The sequence below is a fragment of the Aquiflexum gelatinilyticum genome (assembly GCF_024741135.1).
Classification (GTDB): domain Bacteria; phylum Bacteroidota; class Bacteroidia; order Cytophagales; family Cyclobacteriaceae; genus Cognataquiflexum; species Cognataquiflexum gelatinilyticum.
The window spans coordinates 159,322-180,332 of record NZ_JANSUY010000003.1; the positions used below are offsets into that span (position 1 = coordinate 159,322).

Below are 21,011 nucleotides of genomic sequence, written 5' to 3' on the forward strand. Positions count from 1 at the left end.
TTCTGGTGATTAGCTTTTAAAATGATTTAGGTTTTTTGGTAGCATTCATCGGAAAACTTCCATATTCTGAGAGTGACAGGTTGCCTGTTAGTCTATCCCCGTTTACTTCACCGCTTACATTTACAACCAAAGACATTCCTCCTGCCGCAACATCAAAAGAAAAAGACAAATTGCTGCCTGAAAGAGTAATATTTTTCATTTCGGAACTGGCTTTTCCACTACCACCTGGATTGTCGTACGTGATGGTTCCTTTGAAGGAGTCTCCTTCTTTTTTGATTTCCAAAGTGCCTGAAGAACTTCCTGCCGGAGTATCTGAGGTATATTCCCAAAATCCATCAATCGCCATAGCTCCATTATTGCCGTTCTTGTCGCCATTCCCGTTTTTCTTTGCTTTTACTTCGTAATCGAATATATAGCCGTCAGCTACCACATGCTTAATCTGTGTTTCTTCGTCCAACAACGGAGCCGTTAAAATGATCATATTCGCCAGTTTGCCTTTTTCCAAAGTCCCTGCATATTTTTGGATGCCTAAGATGGTAGCTGTGTTGATAGTAAGTGCCGCCAAGGCAGCATTTTCTGATAAGCCATTTTCTACCATCAGTCTAAGGTTTTTGAAAGTATCTCCGCTTTTCGATCCTGAAGATGTAAATCCAAAAGGTATTCCTGCTGACTCCAAGTATGATGCCTGCTTCAATTGGCTTTGGTATGCCTCTTGAATTCTCTTGGTTCTAGCCTGCATTTCCTCAGACAATTCTTCCATCTTGGCTTTTGTTACCTTATCATCAGGCAATTTGAGAGAGAGCAATACTTGGGCGTTTGAACTTTTGATTTCATTGATGACTTTTTCAAAATTTGAACCTCCCAATAAAACCAGCCTGAATCCATTTTCTTTTTGCAAAGAAAGGGCTCTTCTGATTTCAATGTCATCGGATACTTCAAACAAAACCGGGATGTTTTTATCAACTACCGGATATAAAGCCTCATAGGTCTTGTTAATTTCAGGTCTGTTAAGTCCGGAATTGGAAGCAAAAAGTTTACTGTGTCTGGAAGCCAACTCTGTATTTTTGTACACATCCCTGAATTTTGCCATGACACCGAGTGGTGTTCCCGGGTAGACCCTTGAGCTTCCTCTTGCTCCTTGGAATTTTACTGATAAGGCAGAATTTTGTGATAAAATATTGGTGGAGGATTGGTTTCCAAAAACTACTACGGCAGTCTTTCCTGAAATCATTCCACCATCGGGGATTAATTGTGCGATGGTGAAACCACTCTTTCTCCAATCATTAATCTGGTTATTTTTGTTATCAAAAACGTCAATCACATTTCTCCAAGGAGTAATACCCGCCATTTCGTCAGGAGGATTGGCGGGATTGAAGTTTGCAGGTTTTTCGGGGTCTGCAAATTTTCCAACACCTGCACTACTTGCTCCGTCAATGAATCCCGGATAGATAAATAATGAGTCTGCCAATATTACCTGCGCCTCTTTTGGTATGGTGATGTTGGTGCCAATAGCCTCAATAAGTCCGTTTTTGATCAAAACCGTACTGTTTGGGATGGTTTTTCCGGGTGATGTTGTGATTGTGGCATTCTTGAAGGCAATGGTTCCTGTTACTCTTTTTTCTCCGCTTGGATCGCTTTGCGCTTTGATATTTTGAAAGGAAAGAAAAAGAGCCAAAACCAATACATGTTTGAATACCTGAATCTTAGGGTTCATAATCATATTGTTTGCTTGAAATGATAGAATTGTTCAGTGAGTAAGCTAACAAAAGAAATTTTTTCAAAAAAAATTTATTTTTTTTAAAACCCATAAACGGTTAGGAACGGCAAATATTTTTTTATGTAATACATTTTAATCCTATTGTATTTTTTCATAGAATTTTTTCAATTTTTCGAGAGTTTCAAGGCTTGTTTTTTTATTTTTTTTACTTCTATATTTAAATCTCTTATCACCCAAAAGATTGAAAAAAATGAAGAATATCCTAATCATCGAGGACGATAGACTTATATCCAGTCTGTTGAACTTTAGACTTAAAAAAGATGGATACCATGTGACAATGGCTGAGGATGGCTTGACCGGAATGGATGCCATAGATGCTTCTGAACCGGACTTGATTATCACCGATGTGATGATTCCTTTCAAGACAGGAATTGAAATCATAAACCATGCCCGGAAAGTATATCCTAAAGTGCCTATCATCGTTTTAAGCTCTCTAGGAGAAGAAGAAAGCACTGTGATGGAAGCTTTTAATCTTGGTGTTTCTGATTTTGTCCCAAAACCATTTAATCCAAATGAACTTGCAGTGCGTGTTCGCAGATTAATCAATAACTAAATGGGATGAATGGATCGGGAAAGCGGCATTTGCTGAAATTGTTTCAGCTACTTTTAATTTTGGTTTTTCCGCTTGGGTACCTTCATGCACAGGATTCCTTGAGACTTAAAATAGAATCCAGACTTTTTGAGGTATCACAAGAAATCCCCGGGCTTTCTTTTGTACTTCAGGTTCAAGAAAATGACAAGGACCTATCTGTTTTTGACCTAAATCGATCAGCGGAAAATGGAATTTGGGTTTCCGATACTATCGCAGATTTTAAGAGTATCGCCCAACTTAAGGATACCGTATTTTTGGCTACAGGCCATGAAGGATTGCTTACTTTTTTGATTTTCGGAAAAGAAGCTGAAGCAGAGGCTACAGGTGAATTTTTAGAAAACCTGGTTCGAAATGAACTCTTGCTGAAAAATGATATTTCAAACGCCAATGGCTTTGAGGAAGGAGCACTTTTGGTAATGGCATCCAAAGTTCCTTTTACACCTTATCATAAGATGAAAACCAAGATTTTGAGCGACACCAAAATGTTGCTTTTGGTATCTACTCTTGTCCTGTTTTTGATCGCTTCTGTAATTTTGGTTTCGATCATGTATGTGGTCAAAGTAAAAAAAGGGAAAAGGGATCTACTTACCCAAAAGTTTAAAGAGCTGAGTTTCGAACCTCTTTCAAATCTCCTTTTTGAGCATTCTTTGGAAGAATTGAAAAACTTTGACAAAAAAAGGTTTGAAAGTTTTTTTCCTGTAGACCACCTAAAAAACAATCTTTTCAAGGATGTGATGATCATGGAAATCATCAGCCTTAATAAAAACATGAAAGGTGATTTCAAATCCAAACTCAAAACGATCTACCGTAAACTTGAATTGGATCTTCATTCAATCAAAAAACTTTCTTCTAAAAAGTGGGATGTCATTACAGCTGGAATAGTTGAAATCAACGAAATGGATGTGGTGGAGGCAGTCGAAAAAGTCAAGAAATTTGCAGGATCGGAGAATTTCAATATCAGGTCCAATGCAGTGGCCACCCTACTCAACATTTCCAATGACCCTGAGCTAAAAGTGCTCGTAAACCAGGATTATCCGCTTTCCAAGTGGCAGCAAATGGTTTATTTTAGAATCATCAAATTCATAAACAACAGTCAGGAAAAAGTCCGGGTTGATTTTTTGTTTGAATCCAAAAATGAATCCGTACGGATTTTCGGATATAAGCTCGTCAGGTACCTTGGACTTTTTGAATTGCTAGATATCCTTTTAATCAAGTATAAAAATGCCACTATTGTCGAAAAAACAGAAATGATTAAATGTTTTGATGCTTTCAGTTACCAAGATGCACTTGATCTTCTTCACAGAGATTTATATACCAGTGACAAGGCCTTGTTTTTGGGAATAGTAGGGGTTTTACAAAATATAGGCAATCCGATTTCAGAATCACTTTTGCAGGAAAAGCTTAACTCAGGACTGGATTTTGAATCCAAAAAAGCTGTGATGCAATCTCTGAATGCTTTGAATCCTGAGGACTTGGCAAAATGGAATATCCAATCCAAAGATGCCGAAGTTCATCAAATTTATGATCACCTGATAGATCCTGTTCTGATCAATGTATAATTTACTTTTAGACATATTGGTTGATATTTTTGGAATCCTGTTCTTGGTTTACAGTTTTTCGATCATTTTATTTTACTTGACGATGACTGTTCTTTCAGCATTGGAGATGCGAGACCACTTGAAGAAAAACAAGTTTGCTGACTACAGAGACGTCATTACAAGTCCTGTTACGCCAGGGATTTCAGTCATTGCCCCTGCATATAATGAGGGACAAAACATTGTTCAGAATGCAAAAAGTCTCCTTACGCTGCATTATGGCAAATATGAGGTGATCATTGTCAATGATGGATCTAAGGATGATTCCCTTCAAAAAATGATTGAAAGTTTCGATTTGGTAAAAACCAAATATGCTTATTACAAACATGTCGAAACCGGAAATATCAGAGGAGTATATAAATCCACCAATTCATCTTATGCAAAACTTACTCTCGTAGATAAAGAAAACGGGGGCAAAGCAGATGCCTTAAATGCAGGAATCAATATTGCGGGATTCGAAATTCTTGCTTGCATCGATGTAGACTGTATCCTATCAAGTGATTCCCTAACAAGAATGGTGAGACCGTTTATGGAAGAGACCAATAGAAAGGTTATCGCCGTCGGAGGCGTCATTGGTGTTGCAAATAATTGTCAGGTCAAAGACGGAACAGTTACTGAATATCGAGTGCCTGAGACATTGTTGGGAAGATTCCAAGTAATTGAGTATTTCCGCGCTTTTTTGATGGGAAGGATGGCTTGGACTAGGATCAATGGTTTGATGCTTATTTCAGGTGCTTTCGGATTTTTTAATAAGGATTTGGTATTGAAAGTAGGAGGATATTTCCCGAAAACTGTGGGGGAAGACATGGAACTTGTCGTCAGAATGAGGAGGTACATGGAGGAGACAGGTCAAAAATACAAAGTCGGTTTTGTTCCTGACCCCTTGTGCTGGACTGAGGTTCCGGAATCTGAAAACATCCTTTCAAAGCAACGAAACAGGTGGATGCGTGGAACCATAGAAACACTTCAGCTCCATAAAAAGGTAAAACTGAATCCTAAATATGGGGTATTGGGATTGGTGTCCTATCCTTATTGGTCAATCTTTGAAAAGGCCGGTCCAATCATCGAAATGGCAGGATTTTTATATACGACATTGATGATTTTCAAAGGAGATATCAGCGCATTGTATTTTATCGGTCTTTTTGTTTTGATGTATGTCTTTTCGGTCATGATATCTTCATTCAGTATTTTGTATGAAGGAGTGGCTTATAATAACTATAAAGACAAAGCGGATCTAAACAAGCTAATGAGGACTGTATTATTGGAGCCATTTCTGATCCATCCCAAAATAGTTCTTTGGGGTCTAAAAGGTCATTGGCACTTTATCAAAGGCAAAGGCGGATGGGGCGAAATGATCAGGACAGGATTCAAAAAAGCCGAGGATAAGAAAAAAATAAATTCACCCATACAGCTACAATAAGCAGGTTATGAGAAATTTTAAAACATTGCTTTTTTATGGTTTCCTCTCTTTGGCTTTGTCAATATCCAATGCAGGATGGGCACAGGAGTCTTTTGATCCGGACCAACTTTTTCTTAATGCCCGAAAACTTATTTTGGATGGAAAAAGAGATGAAGGCAGGGAAATCTTGTACAAAGTTCTAAAAAAGTATCCTGAATACGGGGATGTTTTGATTTTGATGGGAAGGTCATTTGCCTGGGACGGCAAATACGATTCGGCTGCCATTTATTTTGAAAGAGCACTAGTATCGAGTACGACTTACGAAGACGCATATATTGCCTATATCGATGATTTGTTTTGGAGTGAAAATTATGAGAAGGCTGATTCGGTGGTCCAGTTGGGTTTGGAAAAAATCGGCCCCCAATCCATGGATTTGAAATACAGGTATTCACGATTGCTTTACTATAAGGAGGATTACAAATCAGCTTTGAAAATTGCAAATGAAGTATTTGCCAAAGCTCCTAAAACGGAGGGATTGCTTGGATACATCGAAACGCTGAGAAGAAAGACCCGAATCAATGCAGTAGGCGCCACTTATGATTATGATTACTTTTATGGAGAACTTACCCCTTGGAATACTTACACTGTGTATGGACGAACCCATACTGATTTTACAGGATCTCTGATTGCCAGGGTTACCCATTCCGAGAGATTTGATGGTAGAGGAACCCAAGCTGAATTGGATGCATTTCCGTCCTTGGGCAAAAACAAATACGGCTATTTCAATGTCGGTTATTCCCAATCTTCTTTTTTCCCAAAATTCAGATTTGGGACTAGCGTTTTTTGGAACCTTCCCAAAGCATACGAATTGGAAGCAGGTTACCGATTGCTTCAATTTTCAGATATCACTCACATCATAACCGCTTCCGCAGGAAAATACATCAGTAATTGGTGGCTCAATCTCAGGTTAAATTTCATTCCCGGTAAGGATGGTTCTTCTACAAGTGCCAACTTTCAGACCAGATATTATTTCAATGGTCCTGAAGATTTCTTCAGCTTACAATTGTCCACCGGAGTATCCCCTGACGAGGAAACAAGAGACTTTCAGTCACAATTGCTCAATTCTTATAGAGCTAGATTTGGATACCAACACCTTTGGACATCTAGATGGATGGGTTTTGGGTTTGTAGGCTATTCAAGAGATGAAATATCCGAAAATCAGTTTCGGAACAACCTCAATGTTTCATTAGGTACTGAATTCAGATTTTGATGGGGAATTTTTTAAACAAACATTTACCGATCGAATTCCGCGTTTTTTTTCGTGGGGTTTTGGTAGTGGTATTTGTTTTCATTTTGATTCCACTGACAAGTCTTTTGATTTGGCATCTGATTCCATCTGCTTCATTGGGTGTTGTGGTCATTGACAAAACGGTTTCCACTCAAAACTTCCAAGAGCATCAATCCCTTCATTGGCTGCTCAACCATTTCAAATTCACCAAAAGAGACGGTAGTATTTTTGACGAGTCTAAAGACTATTTTGGGTTTTTTCCCGGAGATAAAAAAGAACAATTCGAAATTGCCGACTTGTCAGGTCAGACCGATTCTCAAAAGCAACAAATCCTTAAAAATTCCCGGCTTGTTTATTTTTCGGATACCTATGGGGTTTATGAAAACGACTTGAAGCAAGAACCTTCACTGACTCCTTCAAAGAAAATTTATGGAGGAATGGATACCTTCGATCTGAGTTTTATGAAGCAAGCTTATCAAGAGGAAATTGACATCATAGGTGAGTTTAATACCATTGCCAGTCCCACAAAAAAAGAAGTAAGAAAAGAATTTGAAGAGTTTGCAGGCATCAAATGGACCGGTTGGATTGCAAGGTATTTTGATGAACTTGATACGGTGTTGAATGAGGAACTTCCGCCTTGGCTTGTAGCTAGCTACAAGAAGCAGCATCAGGAGGTATGGGACTTTTCAGGTCCCGCGATGGTTTTTTTACATGAAAATGGACAGGTCGAAATCCTCAGAGACAAAATTGAAATAAAAAATACAGTCCCTAACATCATGTCCAGCCCAAAAAGCCAGGATACTTATGGGATACCTGAGATAGTAAAATATCCCTATTGGATCGACATTATTTTTGTTAGCAGGGAATTTGAGGTGATTTCCTATTACGACCTTGCCCCGACAGATGCAGGTGTCGCAAAACTCAGTGAATTGGGTCTTCCAAGATACTTTCCCGCTGTAGTTATGAAGAAAAACGGTACAGGTAAATTCTACTATTTCAGTGGGGACTTTGCCGATAACCCCGTATCAGGAAGTTCATATAATTTCTATGGGATAGAAAAACTCTGGAGGATGTTTTTGCACTCAGAGGATTATTCCCAGCGAAACAGTTTTTTTTGGAATTATTATTATCCTTTGATGGGAAGTATTTTGAAAGATACCTATCAGAGAAATTAACTCAAGAAACAAAAAAATTAATTCTTTGGAATATACACAGCCAAGGAATCAGGAATAATCCTGTTGTTACCCGTGGCAAACCTGTTGGAGTTTTTATAAGTTTCGAATTCAGATTGTAATTTTTCTTTCATTGATACATCTGTTACAGGTTCTAATCCCATATTGTCAAAAAGCCGATAAAGTTGGTTGTCAACAAGAACGTATTCCCCACTGATGTAGTCGACCAACTGGTTTTTATTCCTCATCAAAGGATTGGATATCTTCGATTGAAATACGGATGAAGTGTCCATGACATATCCTTTCCAAGCCACTTTTGAAGGTAAATCCAAATCAAACCTATTTCCCAACAGACTGAGTAGTGTGGGAGTGATTTCAAAGTGACTGGTCACGCCGTGCATTCTTTTGGAAGTATTGAGTCTTGGAGAAAAAATCATAATCGGCACATGAAACCTGTCAATAGTCGTCGCAAGAGGAATCTCGGGAAGTCTGTGGTCTCCTGTAATGATAAAAATGGTGTTCTGATACTTTGACAGTTTCTGATAATCCTCAAAAAACTCCTTGATAGCTTCATCCACGTAGAGTATACTCGAATACATATTTTTATACTTGGTATATTCAGCCACTTTGGAAGGAGATATTTTTAGCTCATTCTTGATGTAATCCTCAAACATCGCAAAATATTTTTCTTCATCAGGAATAAGAAATGGGTCATGTGAAGTCTGGGTCTGAAATATGCTGATTTGTGGCTGATTCTGGCTGACAGGCAGTTTTCTCATGCCATTCTCAAACATCGCTTTGTCAGGATATCCCCAAGAAAAGCCGGACTTGGAAGGCGTTTCCTCAAAATCCGGATCAAAAGAAGTCATGTCCAAAATCCGATCAACTTGTTGGTATTGAAGGAAAAAATTAACATTGTCAAAATTTTTGTCTGCTCCGATATGGTAATTGACATAATAACCATTGGTTTTGAGCAGTGAGAGTAAGGTATGGTGAAGCGGCAGGTTAGGGGCCTGATCCATGAATCCTTTTTGGGCAAAAGGCAAGGAGCCAAATATTCCTGTCAATACTCCAAAAGTCCTTCCTGTAGTCGACAATCCATTTTTCCAATACAATGAATGATCACTTAAAGAGTCCAAAAATGGTGTAAAACTTTCCAAATAAGCATCCTCTCCTGAATAAGCTTTTCCGAGCCCTTCCACAATGACAAATACAATATCAGGCAAACTGTCAAACTCATCAAAATAGGGTCCCAATACATCTGGGTAATTATTGCTGTGCAAGAACGGGTATTCTGTTTCGGTCAGGTCCTTGGATACGAGTACTCCCTCTGAGGTGTTGGAGGCAAGAAAAAAGTCAAAATACATGTAATCATTGGAAGTGAAGTAATTGTAGGATTGGTCATAAAAGTAGGATGATTTATTGGCCAAAAGGTTACTTTCAAGTTCACTGGGGCGCTCCTTTTGGACATTTTTCATCAGGTCTGTTCCCAAGAGGTAAGCGTAGCAAATTACCGTCAAGACCATCGCTGAATTTAATCCCATAGGAACCCACTTTCCCAATCCAAGGACAATATAAACCAGGACCAGAATAAAAACGATCCCAAAGACATTGATCAAATTCAGTTCACCTGATGCTTTGATGGTAAGAAAAATATCATTGAGAGAATAGGCATAAAGATCTGTTCCAAGTGGAAGAAGCATTTTGGTAAAATAAAAAAGAAGTCCTCCCTGAAGTACTATGAGAAGAGTCAGGGTAATTTTGATTAAAACCCTAGTAGCCACAGGATAAATCGAGCTCAAAATTGTATTCAAAATCAAGAGGAAACCAAGCGTGTAAAATGCCCACTCCAGGTCATAAACCCATCCTATCAGGGTTATTTGGGTTTTTGAATACGCCAGACTGTGTAAATTGAATACAACAAAAACCTCTACCAAACGAAGCAGTATAAATATCAACAGAAAAGGAATTGCCAATTTCCAAAAGTTGATAAAGCTTTGTTTGAGATTAAGCAAAAAATTGGATCTGATCTGGGCCTGCGGGGAAGACATACTTAATTTAGGGAATACTTAATTTTTAGGGTATGACTACAAATATAAATTTTCTAAAATTCATATCTTGCGCAAATAATAAAAATCTATGAAGAATAAGGGAGCTTTGCTCAAAGAGCTTTTTACAAACCTTTCTACTACCGGTGCGGTTACTTTTAGTTCTAAACCCTTGGTAAATAAAATGTTGTCTTATGCTAATTTCCGGGGAGCAAAGCTTATCGTGGAATTGGGAGGTGGGGATGGTAGCATTACGCAGGGAATTGTGGATCGCATGGATTCCGATGCGGTTTTGTTGGTTTTTGAAATTAACAAATCTTTTTGCGAGAATATGGAAAAGATTTTTCCGCAAAAAAACATCAAAATTATCTGCGATTCAGCTGAAAATATGGATAAATACTTAGGAGGAAAAAAGGCGGATTTGATCCTGTCCTCGCTTCCATTGACCTTGATCCCAAAACCTTCCCGCGAAGAAATTTACAGAAAGTGCAAGGAAAACATCGTTGAAAATGGGAAATTGATTCAGATATGCTACTCTTATTTGCTCAAATTCCAGTTTGGAAAATACTTTGAAGAAATCAAGAGTCACCTGATGTTCAAGAATTTTCCTCCGACATTTATCCTTGTCTGTGAGCAGTAATAAATACCTTTTGAGATTCTAACTGGAGCCTATTTCTTTTTCATTTTGAAAAGAATTAGGCTTTTATTTTTTCTTTTCCGATAAGGATTGTTTTTTTAGTCTCATTGGGCAATATTGAATTGTTACTTGATTGCGGAGCTCAAGAAAATCAAGGTGTTGATTATGGCAAATTTTCCCGATTCTGAAAACCCGAATATTCTGACCCTAGCCATCATGGAAATGTGCAGGGTCAGAAAGGGGGAAGAATTCAGGCCTGAAGATGTGGTAAAATGGCTCTTTCCCGAATCTTGGGAATATTTTGTGGAGGATGTCCATGCCGCAATGGATGATCTTCAAAAGAAGGGGAAAATCGAGGTCTTGGAAAATGGGGAACCGGTTTGTTCCGAGGGGTTTGCTAATGCTGATTTAAGAATAAGGTCGAAAAGTTAAACTTCATCTTCCTACTTGGTGTTTATACTCCAAAATCAAATTCAAATGAAATTTATACCCTTTGTTTTCGGCTTCAGCATTTTGGCAACCATTTCTTGTGCTCAAGCTCCTACTAAAAACGAAAAAACTATGCAAAAACTACCCACAACCTCATTGAACATACCTGAAGGAAAAGAAGCGGCCATTTTGGGAGGCGGATGTTTTTGGTGTACTGAGGCGATTTATCAGGATTTGATAGGTGTTGAAAAAGTCGTATCAGGATATAGCGGAGGCCATATTGATAAGCCTTCATACCGACAGGTGACTTCCGGAACCACGGGGCATGCTGAAGTGATCCAGGTAGTATTTGACCCCAAAGTGATCTCTTTCGAAGAAATATTGGAAATATTTTGGGCTACCCATGATCCGACCACCTTAAACAGACAAGGCGCTGATGTCGGACCGCAATACCGCTCCGCAGTTTTTTATCTCTCTGCGGAACAAAAGGAAAAAGCTGAATTCTTCAAAAAGAAATTGGATGAATCCGAGGCATTCAACAGACCAATTGTCACCGAAATAACTGAATTCAGCAACTTCTATAGTGCAGAAGATTACCATCAGAATTATTTCAAGGAAAACGGAGGACAGCCTTATTGCCAGTTTGTAATCCGTCCAAAAATGGAAAAGTTCAAAAAAGCCTTTGCTGAAAAACTGAAGTAATTGATTGGCATTAAATTTTGGATTAGATTTTCCTCCTATTTAGTTTTGGTAAAACAATATACATTATGAAAAAGACCTTGATTTATTTCCTGATGATCGCTTCGGCTGGATTTTCATGTCAGCAAAGAGGAACTGAAGATTCTGAATCGCTCACCGAAACCTCAAAGTCAGAAACTGCTGCGGGCAAATTTGGAGCCGACATCAATGACTCCGGTGTTGTGACTTTGGCTGAATTAGTCGCTGAACTTGAAAGCAAAGACGAATTTTCAGGAAAAGTTGTGGGTGAAATCAAAGAAGTATGTTCCAAAAAAGGATGTTGGATGACGATTGACCTGCCTAACGGACAAAGCATGAGGGTCACTTTCAAAGATTATGGTTTTTTTGTTCCTCTTAATTCAAGCGGATATCCCGTTGTCATAGAAGGAATCGCTACCAAGAAAGTGACTGATGTAGAAACCCTCAGACACTACGCGGAAGATGCGGGCAAATCCAAAGAAGAAATTGAAAAAATAACTGAATCAAAGAATGAATATGCATTTGAAGCAGTTGGAGTCATTATCAAGGAGAATGCTTAAAAATTGTTTGGTTATTTTCCTTTTGGTAGGTATTGTTTTTTCCTGCAAACAAAAAGAACAGGAAAAAACAACTCCAGTTCTGTATCCCAACCAAGATGCACCTTTAGCCTTGTTGATGCGGGAAATGTACCTCGATATGGAGGAAATGAAGATGTCATTGGAAAAAAAAGAAGACATCAAATCCTACCTCGAGAAGCATAAGGCTATACTTACTGCCAAAGCCACAGATCCCAAAGTGAAAGATGCCAAGTTTGATCAAATGGCAATAGGATATCTTGAATCACTGAGGCAGATGGATCTTGGACCATATGAATTAAAAGAGTCAAAGTATAAGATCATTTACAGTTATTGTTTGGCTTGCCATGAGAAATATTGCCCAGGCCCGATCAAAAAAATCACAAACCTTCAAATTGATTAAGTATCATGGCAATAGCATTGGATAATCTTAGAGTAGGAAGAGTTTATGCATTTACCAATATGGGAGAAAAAAGGAAACTGGAGATTTTGGCCAGGTTATCAGGAGATAACTTCAAGGTTAAAGATATGGATACCACAGAAGTCTATACCATTGAGGAACTGCTGCGATGGGGAAGAGGTAAGGATTATGAGCTTGATGAATGGATGGAGGAATAATACAAAGGCTTTGGTAATCCCAAAGCCTTTTTTATTGGAACTAGTGACCCGGTTCATAAATAATTCTGAGAAATGTACTTAATCCACTTGTTTCCCTATTGATTGGAATACCTGAAACAATCCCGATCAGGAAATTTTCAGCAAATCCAACACGCATCTGGGGCCTTAGTACAGTTGTTAATTTTCCGCTTTGAATTTCCTGGTTGATTTCTACTCCTATAAAATTCCTTGTTCCCGAAAGCATGTAATGAAAGCTAGTGTTGATGTCATATCTTGCTTCCTTCTTTCCTTCAAATTCGTTTGTGATTTTTGGACCGGTATAGACCAAAGTGTGGAAATTTCTTCCCCATCGTTTGGCCGCAACAAGAAATGGATTAAAAATATTTCCTTTATATAAATTTTCCTCACCCCATTTATTGAGATCTGCCAATTTGAATTCATGCAAATAGCCTAAAGCGAGGGTGGTTTTTGCTTTTTCTGATACAAGGAACGACCATTGTGAAGCCAATTTCAGAGATTCAAGCCTATTGGATGGCTTTTCGATATTAGACGATAATTGGTTTGTTTTTGAAAAGAAAGTGGCAGGAAGTTCTATTTCCAATCCTAGTCTGTCAATAACTGCCCATTCGTATTCAATAAGCGCCTCAAATTCGTCAAAGCCCCTTTTATCCGTCATTCCCATTCCAATATTCCATTCTTTTTCACCTTTTCTAGCCCCCAAATCACGGATCAAGTCAATGTAAAGCGGTTCGGCGTGTAGGACTTTTGGTTTTTCGTTAGGTTTGGGTTCCTCTGTTTCGGCTAAAAAAAGACTATCGAGGATGATGTTTTCTCTTCTCAGACTATCTGATTTGATTTCTTGGCTATATGAATATTGGACAGTCCAAAATAGGATTGCCACAATGAAATATTTTTTTTTCATTTTGAATATTTTTTTGATTGAGATCCTAATTTCCTCTTTTAAAAAAAATCAGGATTAGAAATTATTTAAAAACTGAATGTGTTTAAAAAAAAATGGATTTCGGTGGAGGGTTGAGTTTTTCAGCCGCTATGTCTTGGTATAAGTTTTTGAAATAACAAATACAGGATTTTTCATACCGGATTGACATTTTTGGAAAGTGGAATTTCCGGTTGGAAAAAAGGCTTTTTAGATCAAATATTTTCCTTTTGTCATCTGGTAATTCTGTATCCGGAACAGTGTCTTCATCCATTTCCAAAAAATATTCCAGTACTATTTCTGCGACAGAATCATATGGGTCGTCGTATTTAAGTAGGGTTTGGTCCAGGTTGGATAATTGGTAAAAGTTTGCAGTCAGGTTGATGAAATTAATCAACAACAAATAGGTAATTGTATTTGTGATTCCTTTTTTGATTGCACCCCTTGACATTTGGCAAAATTAAAAGAAATAAGTAAGTATTGGAAAATTTGGCCCCATTCGAATTAAGTGGGTGATTTTGATCACAGGTATTCCCTTTAGATTGGCTATATTCGCAGTCTTATAGCTAAGAATTATGAAAGAGAAAAGTCTCGGATCAGCCATCCTTCAGGGAAAATGTCCAAGATGCAGGGAAGGGAATATTTTTCCAACCTCAATATTCAGTTACGATAAATTGACGGAAGTTCGGCATAAATGTCCACATTGTGAGGCAGTGTTGACGCCTGAGCCTGATTTTTTTTATGGAGCCATGTATATCAGCTATGCTTTTTCTGTGGCTTTGGTAATCAATGTGTTGATTATTCTGAATTATTTCTTTGATGATCCCGAAATGTGGGTTTACGGTGTTACGGTGGTGGTTACCAACCTGATTCTGCTTCCTGTGATGCTGCGTTATTCTAAAGTTTTGTACCTATATGGGGTGGGGAAATTGAAATTTGATCCCAAATACACCAAAGCATAAAAGAAAAATACCATCCCGGTTTTTGCAATCAGGATGGTATTTCGTTTGGGTTGATGATTTTGTTTTTAGGCAAAAAGTGATTTTTCAACTCCACAAGCCTGAAGCATGAAGTTGTGAAGTTCGAAATTTTTGACATATCCGGCCAGAGTTTCTGAACCCGGCCCAAACATGGCTAATTCAGCAAAGTCTGCAGAATGGTTACTTCCTGCCCATTGTATAGAAGTATGGGGAGATTGCATAGAGGCTAAAGTCATAAATGGAAGATTTCGCGGGTTATACAATCCGTCTGCCCCCCTTTGGTAGCTTTTCAGGATTGTTTCAGCTTCTTCTGTTTTGAGGGTTATTTTTTGGTGGCTGACGATCAAATCAATCACTTGGGCAGGACTTGTCTCGGGGGTGATTTGGTTCAAAATCCATTCATTTGAGGCCTTGGATTCATAAAGCTTCTCAAAATTCCTGTTTGCTTGATTGCTATAGAATAGCCCCGGATTGCTGTTTCCATGGTCTGTGGTGATGATGACGAGTGTTTCTTTATCTTTAACCGCAAAATCCATGGCTACTGCGACAGCTTGATCAAAATCAACCTGATCATAGAGTAAGGCAGAGGCATCATTGCCATGGGCAGCCCAGTCTACTTTACCACCTTCCACTTGCATGACAAACCCCTTTTGATTTTTGCTCAGAACCTCAATGGCTTTCCTAGTCATTTCAGCCAGGGTAGGAATTTCGCTTTTAAGTTTGTCATTATTTTCTCTGTCAATGGCATATGGTAGGCCGTCATTGCTAAAAACTCCTAGGATTGGCTTACTTCCATCAGCCTTCATCATATCACTTTTGTTTCTTGCTACTTCAAAGCCGCTTTGCTTATAGGCTTCAAAAAGGTCCCTTTTGTCCTGCCTTCCTTCTGCAGAAAAAAATTCCGCCCCACCGCCCATCATCACATCAAATCTCAATTTGAGGTAATCTTCCGCTATTTCAGGCATGGCATTTCTGCTGCTGTTGTTGACACAAAATGAGGCAGGAGTTGCATGGGTGATCTGCACAGTTGTGACACATCCGACTGATTTGCCTAAAGACTTGAATTTTTGTAAAATGGGGATGGGCCTTTCGCCGTTTGGGCCGATGTTCAATGCTCCGTTTTTCACTCTCATACCCCCGCCCCAAGCTGATCCTGCTGCGGCCGAATCTGTGATGAATGAATTGGCGGAAGCAGTATCCATCAAAGCCCGTTTGACGGTGTTTTTTTCATAGAGATTTATCCAGTTGGAAGGGCGTCCTTCTTTATTTCTCAACAATAGGTCTGCCATATTGAGTGTGCCTGCACTCATCCCATCACTGACGAGGAAGATGATGTTTTTCGCCTGTCCCAATTTGGAATTGGAGATTGAGGTAAAAGAGGAGAAGGAAGAAAGCACACCTAATCCGATGGTAGTGAAGGCTCCGTTTTTGAAGAAATCCCGTCTGTTCATGTCTTTAAAATTTAGATGGCTAATTCATTTTTTGTTTAAAATCACGTTGAAAATTACCCATATTCTGGTTTTGAAATGGAAATTAAAAATTACCCTATCATTAACATTCAAATTTCTAATCCAATGGTCAATTAAAGGTTTTAATTTTGAAATTACCCTGTTAGATTTAGTTTGTTCGAATGGTCTTGATAATAAAGCTTAGCCAAATAAATGGTAAAAATATTCTTTAAATATCTGCTGGGGATATTCTTCATCTTTGCGGGGAGAAATCATTTCGCAAATCCTGAGTTCTATTTGCCTTTGATACCGGATTATTTGCCTTTCCTTGACTTGATTAACAGTGTTTCAGGAATTTTTGAAATGCTTCTGGGATTGGGAATCTTGTTTAAAAAATACTCCAAAATGGCAGCTTGGGGAATCATTGTTTTGCTTTTACTATTTATACCTTCCCATATCTATTTTATTCAAATAGGGGCTTGTGTAGAAAATGGGCTTTGTGTACCAAAATGGGTGGCGTGGATAAGACTTTTGCTGATTCATCCGATATTGATTTTTTGGGCTTATATTTTCACCAAAAATAAATCATATGGCAAATAATGTTTTTGGTGAACCTCTTTTGATTTGTAGTAATGATCCCAAAACAGGGTATTACCGTAATGGTTGCTGTGAAACAGGTCCCGATGACCTCGGTACCCATACTGTCTGTGCCCTAATGACCGAAGAATTTTTGATTTTCAGTTACAAAAGGGGAAACGATTTGATCACTCCCAGACCGGAGTATTCCTTTGGCGGACTAAAACCCGGAGATCAATGGTGTCTGTGTCTCAGCCGTTGGATTGAAGCCTACAAGGCAGGTGTAGCCCCTTTTGTGATTTTGGAAGCGACTCACGAAAAAACCCTTGATTTCATTTCATTGCCGGAATTGGTAAAGTATGCCAAAGTTTAATCAGGTTTGATAAAAGGGGAAATGGATTGTTTTTTGATTTGAGAACCATCAACAAAGAAAATTACCATTTCGGTTTTTAGCTGGCTGATTGTGGAAGGCTTATCCCTGAGATTTAAAGTCATATATTGCTTCATTCTCGAAAATTCCCTCAATCTATTGATACTGCTTCCATCGGGAAGTAAAAAGAGGTAAGAAACATCAGAGCCGATCTGAATACCATCATAATTTCCGGTGAGAATGATGGCTATGTTTGAAATGTCTTGAACATCATATTCCGGTTCGCAGACAGGGTTTCTCGGTGTTTCGGTTTGTCCATTGTTCCTTTGGATTTTTTCAAACCCAAATTCAATATGGAATTTAAAATCCTTAAAATCCACTGTATCTGTTTTTGTTGAATATTCCTTGTTAAGGTATGGACTGAAGAAAATCTGATTGATGCTATCGAGCTCAGCCAAATCAGGGTAGGGACATTCACTGTCAATCTGGTTATCATTTATACACGAAAAAATACCTCCCAAGAAGATGAACGACAATGTCACAATGATTAGTCGGGTTTTCATATTGATATTTGTCAATCTTAAACCAAAACAAAAGATCCGAATATGATAAGATTATGTCTCTAATTTAATCAATGAAGCGCATTTTTGTTTCCGATTAAACTAAAAATCAGAAATAGATTTGATGAGATAAAGGATTCAAAACCGTCTTGGGACAGGGATGGATTTTTGATTTTAATGAATACAGAAAAAGATTTATGGGTATAAGATTTTTTGGAAGTATTGAATTCGGGAAATACGTTGGTAGATATGGCAGCCAAACCAAATGGAAATACTTTACATTAATTTTTTATAACACCGGCAAAGGAATTCATTATAAAAGCGAAATTATAAGGGTGTTTTAAAGCGAAAGCGTAACTTTATATCTGTCAGGAAATAAGATGGATTCAAGTTTGATATCTCACTTAAACAAAAATGACATGGATAAATTTTTAACCTTACTGATGTTTTTTCTTATTGGGATTTTGCCACAAAATGCTTTTGGACAAGAGGAAAAAGAAGGAAGTAATCATGGCGTTTTTTTGGAATTGTTGGGTAACGGTATTTTCTATTCGGTAAATTATGATACCCGGTTTTCGAAAAAAGTGGATGGTTTGGGTGGGAAAGTCGGTTTTGGATATATTAGCATAGATGGAGGCCATTATTCCTCCTTTCCCTTTTTAGTCAATTACCTTTTGGGAAAAAATGGTCACTATTTTGAAATGGGAGCGGGGGCAAATTTTTTGGTAACGGATTTTGACAATGGGGCTGGTCTTTTTGACAACCCTGAAATCGCCAAATGGGAGGGTTGGTCAGGGGCCATAAGTTTGGGTTATAGATATCATCCTGTTGGTGGTGGTTTTTTATTTAGGGCAGGATTCACGCCCATGATCAAAAAAGGGGAGTTTAATCCATTTTGGCCACAGGTCTCTTTTGGTTATGCTTTTTGAATTTCATTTCAAAAAATTAAGGACATTTTAATTTCGAATCTGTCCATCACCTTTGATGACCCATTTGTAGCTTGTCAGTTCATTAAGGGCCATGGGACCCCGCGCATGGAGTTTTTGGGTACTGATACCGATTTCCGCCCCGAGTCCAAACTGGTTTCCATCTGTAAATGCTGTGGATGCATTGGCATAAACTGCAGCAGCATCAACGGATTTTAGAAAGTAAGCTATGTTTTTTTGATCCTCCGAAATGATGGCTTCGCTATGTTTGGAGGAATATTGGGAGATATGTTCCAAAGCACCTTCTAGTGTCGAAACAGTTTTGATTGACATTTGAAGAGATAAAAACTCTGTGCCAAAATGTGTGGTATTGGCCTTCACGATCAGTGGATGTGGCTTCAAAAAATGGAAAGATGTCTCATCGGCATATATTTTGACTCCATGTTGCAATAGATTTTCGATCAATTCCTGTAAATCAGGCAATCTTTTTTCATGGATTATCAGACAATCAAGACTGTTGCAGACACTTGGCCGTCTGGTTTTAGCATTGAAAATGATGGCTTTTCCTTTTTCAAGGTCTGCAGATTCATCAAAAAAAGTATGGACTATCCCGGCTCCGGTCTCTATAACAGGTACCTTGGAATTTTGTCTTACAAAATCAATCAGCCCCTGACTACCTCTCGGGATGATGACATCGACATAGCCCACTGCTTCCAACAAAGCTTTGGTAGCTAAGCGGTCAGGCGGCAGTAGTTGAAATGCATCTTCAGGCAATCCATTTTCCTTTAGGGCGCGATGAATCAGAGACATGATTGCCCTGTTTGAATGGTCAGCATCCGATCCACCTTTTAGGATTAAGCCATTTCCAGACTTGAGGGCAAGTGCAAAAACATCGAAAGTTACATTAGGCCTGGCTTCATAAATCACACCCAATATGCCAAGTGGAACCGTGATTTTTTTGATAAACAATCCATTCGATAAATGTTTTTCATCCAAGACTCTGTCTAGGGGAGAAGGAAGGTTTTGGACTTGACTCAATTCCCCACAAATTGATTTTATTCTTTCTTCAGTGAGTTTTAACCTGTCGTACTTTGGGTCGTGGATGTCCATCAGCGATAAGTCCTTGTTATTTTCTGACAAAATGAAAGGAACTTCAGTTAAAGTGATTTTTACCAAAGAGGCCAATGTTTCTTTGATGACAGCGTCATCCGCGGCCATCAATTTTCGGGTAGCCGATTTTACTTTTTTAAAAATATGTATGTAATCAGCCATTTTGAAATAGGTAGAGATAATCGTAATGGATGAAAGGTTTTTGGTTTTTCAATCCGATTTTTTCTTGGACAATTGAAGCCGGGTATTCGGCTTTACCCAAGCCGATTTTTAGGCCATTTTCGTCGGTAATCCGGATAATATCCCCTTTGGAAAAATCTCCTTTGACAGAAATGATACCTACAGGAAGCAGGCTGCTGATTTTGTTAGAAGAAAGTGCTGTTTTTGCACCGTCATTGATGACCACTTCTCCTTTGAAATATTGGTCCCCGTGAGCTAACCATTTTTTTGGGCTTTGCTTCCTTTGGTTAGGCTCGAAATATGTTGAAGAAGCTTTTTGACTGAATACATTTAGGAGGATATCTTCTTTTTTTCCATTGGCTATCCAAACCTGAATCCCCAATTCTGCGGCTTTTTTTGCCATGTTTGTTTTGGTCAGCATGCCTCCCCGACCAAAGGATGATTTTAGCGGGCTGATTATTCCTCCAAGGTCAGGCATTTTGTTTCCTATCAAGCTGATAAGTTTCGAGTCCGGATCAGCAGGGTTGCCATTAAATATTCCATCTACATTGGTCAAAAGAATCAAACTGTCAGCATTGACCATTGCTGCTGTCAAAGATGCCAATTCATCATTATCAGTGAACATCAGTTCAGTGATGGCCACTGTGTCGTTTTCATTGATCACAGGTACTATTCCCTGAGCAATAAGTCCAAGGAGGCAATTTCTCATGTTGAGGTAGTGCTTCCTGTCCCTGAAGTCCTCTTTGGTAACTAGGATTTGTGAAATGTTGATTTCGTGATTTTTGAATAGCCTCTTGTATGTATTGATCAGTTCGATTTGTCCACTTGATGCCCAAATCTGTTTTTTCAATATGGGATCTGTTTTTTCAGGAAGCTTAATTTCCCCTCTTCCAAATGCAACTGCGCCGGAGGAAACCAACAATATTTTTATTCTTTCTGATTTTAGAGAAGCAATCTGGTTTACCAAAGAATCCATCCTTTCGACGTCAGGTTGTCCCCCCTCTTTTGTCAAGACGTTTGAACCTATTTTGATAACCAATATTTTGGGTTTTTGTAACATTCCCTATGTGTTGTTGC

23 protein-coding genes are annotated in these 21,011 nt (G+C 38.6%); 15 read left to right on the plus strand and 8 right to left on the minus strand.

Annotated features, from left to right (window positions below):
* Positions 1 to 16: 16 nt before the first annotated feature.
* On the minus strand, positions 17 to 1,714 hold the full coding sequence (locus NU887_RS06725) for an amidohydrolase family protein (protein WP_338080983.1): 1,698 nt from the start codon (positions 1,712 to 1,714) through the stop codon (positions 17 to 19).
* Between the two features lie 253 nt (positions 1,715 to 1,967).
* Here NU887_RS06725 and NU887_RS06730 point away from each other — a divergent pair, with 253 nt between their 5' ends.
* From NU887_RS06730 to NU887_RS06750, 5 genes are read left to right on the plus strand one after another with little or no spacing between them, the layout of a single operon-like run.
* The gene (locus tag NU887_RS06730; protein ID WP_258422607.1) at positions 1,968 to 2,330 is read left to right on the plus strand and encodes a response regulator transcription factor; all 363 of its coding nucleotides are present in this window, start codon (positions 1,968 to 1,970) and stop codon (positions 2,328 to 2,330) included.
* 5 nt (positions 2,331 to 2,335) lie between these two features.
* The gene (locus NU887_RS06735; RefSeq protein WP_258422608.1) at positions 2,336 to 3,928 is read left to right on the plus strand and encodes a hypothetical protein; all 1,593 of its coding nucleotides are present in this window, start codon (positions 2,336 to 2,338) and stop codon (positions 3,926 to 3,928) included.
* A complete protein-coding gene (locus NU887_RS06740) occupies positions 3,921 to 5,384 on the plus strand; it encodes a glycosyltransferase family 2 protein (protein WP_258422609.1) in 1,464 nt (487 codons plus the stop codon). Before NU887_RS06735 ends, NU887_RS06740 begins: the two co-directional genes overlap by 8 nt.
* A 7-nt stretch (positions 5,385 to 5,391) precedes the next feature.
* Entirely contained in the window at positions 5,392 to 6,633 is a 1,242-nt protein-coding gene (locus NU887_RS06745; protein ID WP_258422610.1) for a YaiO family outer membrane beta-barrel protein, read from the plus strand.
* The gene (locus NU887_RS06750; RefSeq protein WP_258422611.1) at positions 6,633 to 7,826 is read left to right on the plus strand and encodes a hypothetical protein; all 1,194 of its coding nucleotides are present in this window, start codon (positions 6,633 to 6,635) and stop codon (positions 7,824 to 7,826) included. The genes NU887_RS06745 and NU887_RS06750 overlap by 1 nt, the downstream gene beginning before the upstream one ends.
* A 17-nt stretch (positions 7,827 to 7,843) precedes the next feature.
* Here NU887_RS06750 and NU887_RS06755 read toward each other — a convergent pair whose 3' ends face one another.
* Positions 7,844 to 9,874, minus strand: coding sequence for an LTA synthase family protein (locus NU887_RS06755; RefSeq protein ID WP_258422612.1), 2,031 nt, complete (start codon positions 9,872 to 9,874; stop codon positions 7,844 to 7,846).
* Positions 9,875 to 9,962: 88 nt separating this feature from the next.
* Between NU887_RS06755 and NU887_RS06760 the strand changes: the two genes are divergently transcribed.
* The 6 genes from NU887_RS06760 (at position 9,963) to NU887_RS06785 (ending at position 12,847) form a co-directional block, all read left to right on the plus strand.
* A complete protein-coding gene (locus NU887_RS06760) occupies positions 9,963 to 10,511 on the plus strand; it encodes a class I SAM-dependent methyltransferase (RefSeq protein WP_258422613.1) in 549 nt (182 codons plus the stop codon).
* Between the two features lie 162 nt (positions 10,512 to 10,673).
* Positions 10,674 to 10,940 (plus strand): DUF3253 domain-containing protein, encoded by a 267-nt coding sequence (locus NU887_RS06765; protein ID WP_258422614.1) that lies wholly within the window; start codon positions 10,674 to 10,676, stop codon positions 10,938 to 10,940.
* A 129-nt stretch (positions 10,941 to 11,069) separates the two neighbouring features.
* Positions 11,070 to 11,639, plus strand: coding sequence for a peptide-methionine (S)-S-oxide reductase MsrA (gene msrA, locus NU887_RS06770; protein WP_258422615.1), 570 nt, complete (start codon positions 11,070 to 11,072; stop codon positions 11,637 to 11,639).
* A 65-nt stretch (positions 11,640 to 11,704) separates the two neighbouring features.
* Positions 11,705 to 12,214 carry a DUF4920 domain-containing protein gene (locus NU887_RS06775; RefSeq protein ID WP_258422616.1) on the plus strand — a complete coding sequence of 170 codons (510 nt, stop codon included), beginning with the start codon at positions 11,705 to 11,707 and terminating at the stop codon, positions 12,212 to 12,214.
* Positions 12,207 to 12,632, plus strand: coding sequence for a hypothetical protein (locus tag NU887_RS06780; protein WP_258422617.1), 426 nt, complete (start codon positions 12,207 to 12,209; stop codon positions 12,630 to 12,632). The genes NU887_RS06775 and NU887_RS06780 overlap by 8 nt, the downstream gene beginning before the upstream one ends.
* 5 nt (positions 12,633 to 12,637) lie before the next feature.
* On the plus strand, positions 12,638 to 12,847 hold the full coding sequence (locus NU887_RS06785) for a hypothetical protein (protein WP_258422618.1): 210 nt from the start codon (positions 12,638 to 12,640) through the stop codon (positions 12,845 to 12,847).
* A 40-nt stretch (positions 12,848 to 12,887) separates the two neighbouring features.
* On the opposite strand, the gene NU887_RS06790 is transcribed toward NU887_RS06785, so the two are convergent.
* Together NU887_RS06790 and NU887_RS06795 are read right to left on the minus strand one after the other, a co-directional pair.
* Positions 12,888 to 13,769 (minus strand): HAEPLYID family protein, encoded by an 882-nt coding sequence (locus NU887_RS06790; protein WP_258422619.1) that lies wholly within the window; start codon positions 13,767 to 13,769, stop codon positions 12,888 to 12,890.
* Positions 13,770 to 13,851: 82 nt separating this feature from the next.
* A complete protein-coding gene (locus NU887_RS06795) occupies positions 13,852 to 14,235 on the minus strand; it encodes a hypothetical protein (protein ID WP_258422620.1) in 384 nt (127 codons plus the stop codon).
* A gap of 124 nt (positions 14,236 to 14,359) precedes the next feature.
* On the opposite strand from NU887_RS06795, the gene NU887_RS06800 reads away from it, so the two are divergent.
* A complete protein-coding gene (locus NU887_RS06800; protein ID WP_258422621.1) occupies positions 14,360 to 14,746 on the plus strand; it encodes a DUF983 domain-containing protein in 387 nt (128 codons plus the stop codon).
* Between the two features lie 65 nt (positions 14,747 to 14,811).
* On the opposite strand, the gene NU887_RS06805 is transcribed toward NU887_RS06800, so the two are convergent.
* Positions 14,812 to 16,215 (minus strand): alkaline phosphatase, encoded by a 1,404-nt coding sequence (locus tag NU887_RS06805; RefSeq protein ID WP_258422622.1) that lies wholly within the window; start codon positions 16,213 to 16,215, stop codon positions 14,812 to 14,814.
* Between the two features lie 210 nt (positions 16,216 to 16,425).
* Here NU887_RS06805 and NU887_RS06810 point away from each other — a divergent pair, with 210 nt between their 5' ends.
* Both NU887_RS06810 and NU887_RS06815 read left to right on the plus strand, forming a co-directional pair.
* On the plus strand, positions 16,426 to 16,812 hold the full coding sequence (locus NU887_RS06810) for a DoxX family protein (RefSeq protein WP_258422623.1): 387 nt from the start codon (positions 16,426 to 16,428) through the stop codon (positions 16,810 to 16,812).
* Complete coding sequence (locus NU887_RS06815; protein ID WP_258422624.1) at positions 16,802 to 17,161, plus strand: DUF2237 family protein; 360 nt, start codon at positions 16,802 to 16,804, stop codon at positions 17,159 to 17,161. The genes NU887_RS06810 and NU887_RS06815 overlap by 11 nt, the downstream gene beginning before the upstream one ends.
* Here the strand turns inward: NU887_RS06815 and NU887_RS06820 are convergent.
* The gene (locus tag NU887_RS06820; RefSeq protein ID WP_258422625.1) at positions 17,158 to 17,721 is read right to left on the minus strand and encodes a hypothetical protein; all 564 of its coding nucleotides are present in this window, start codon (positions 17,719 to 17,721) and stop codon (positions 17,158 to 17,160) included. The two genes, NU887_RS06815 and NU887_RS06820, sit on opposite strands and share 4 nt — an antisense overlap.
* A 416-nt stretch (positions 17,722 to 18,137) precedes the next feature.
* Between NU887_RS06820 and NU887_RS06825 the strand changes: the two genes are divergently transcribed.
* Positions 18,138 to 18,647, plus strand: coding sequence for a hypothetical protein (locus tag NU887_RS06825; protein ID WP_258422626.1), 510 nt, complete (start codon positions 18,138 to 18,140; stop codon positions 18,645 to 18,647).
* 27 nt (positions 18,648 to 18,674) lie between these two features.
* Here the strand turns inward: NU887_RS06825 and NU887_RS06830 are convergent, their stop codons facing one another.
* Both NU887_RS06830 and proB read right to left on the minus strand, forming a co-directional pair.
* Complete coding sequence (locus NU887_RS06830; RefSeq protein ID WP_258422627.1) at positions 18,675 to 19,916, minus strand: glutamate-5-semialdehyde dehydrogenase; 1,242 nt, start codon at positions 19,914 to 19,916, stop codon at positions 18,675 to 18,677.
* Entirely contained in the window at positions 19,909 to 20,994 is a 1,086-nt protein-coding gene (gene proB / locus NU887_RS06835) for a glutamate 5-kinase (RefSeq protein ID WP_258422628.1), read from the minus strand. The genes NU887_RS06830 and proB overlap by 8 nt, the downstream gene beginning before the upstream one ends.
* Positions 20,995 to 21,011 lie beyond the last annotated feature (17 nt).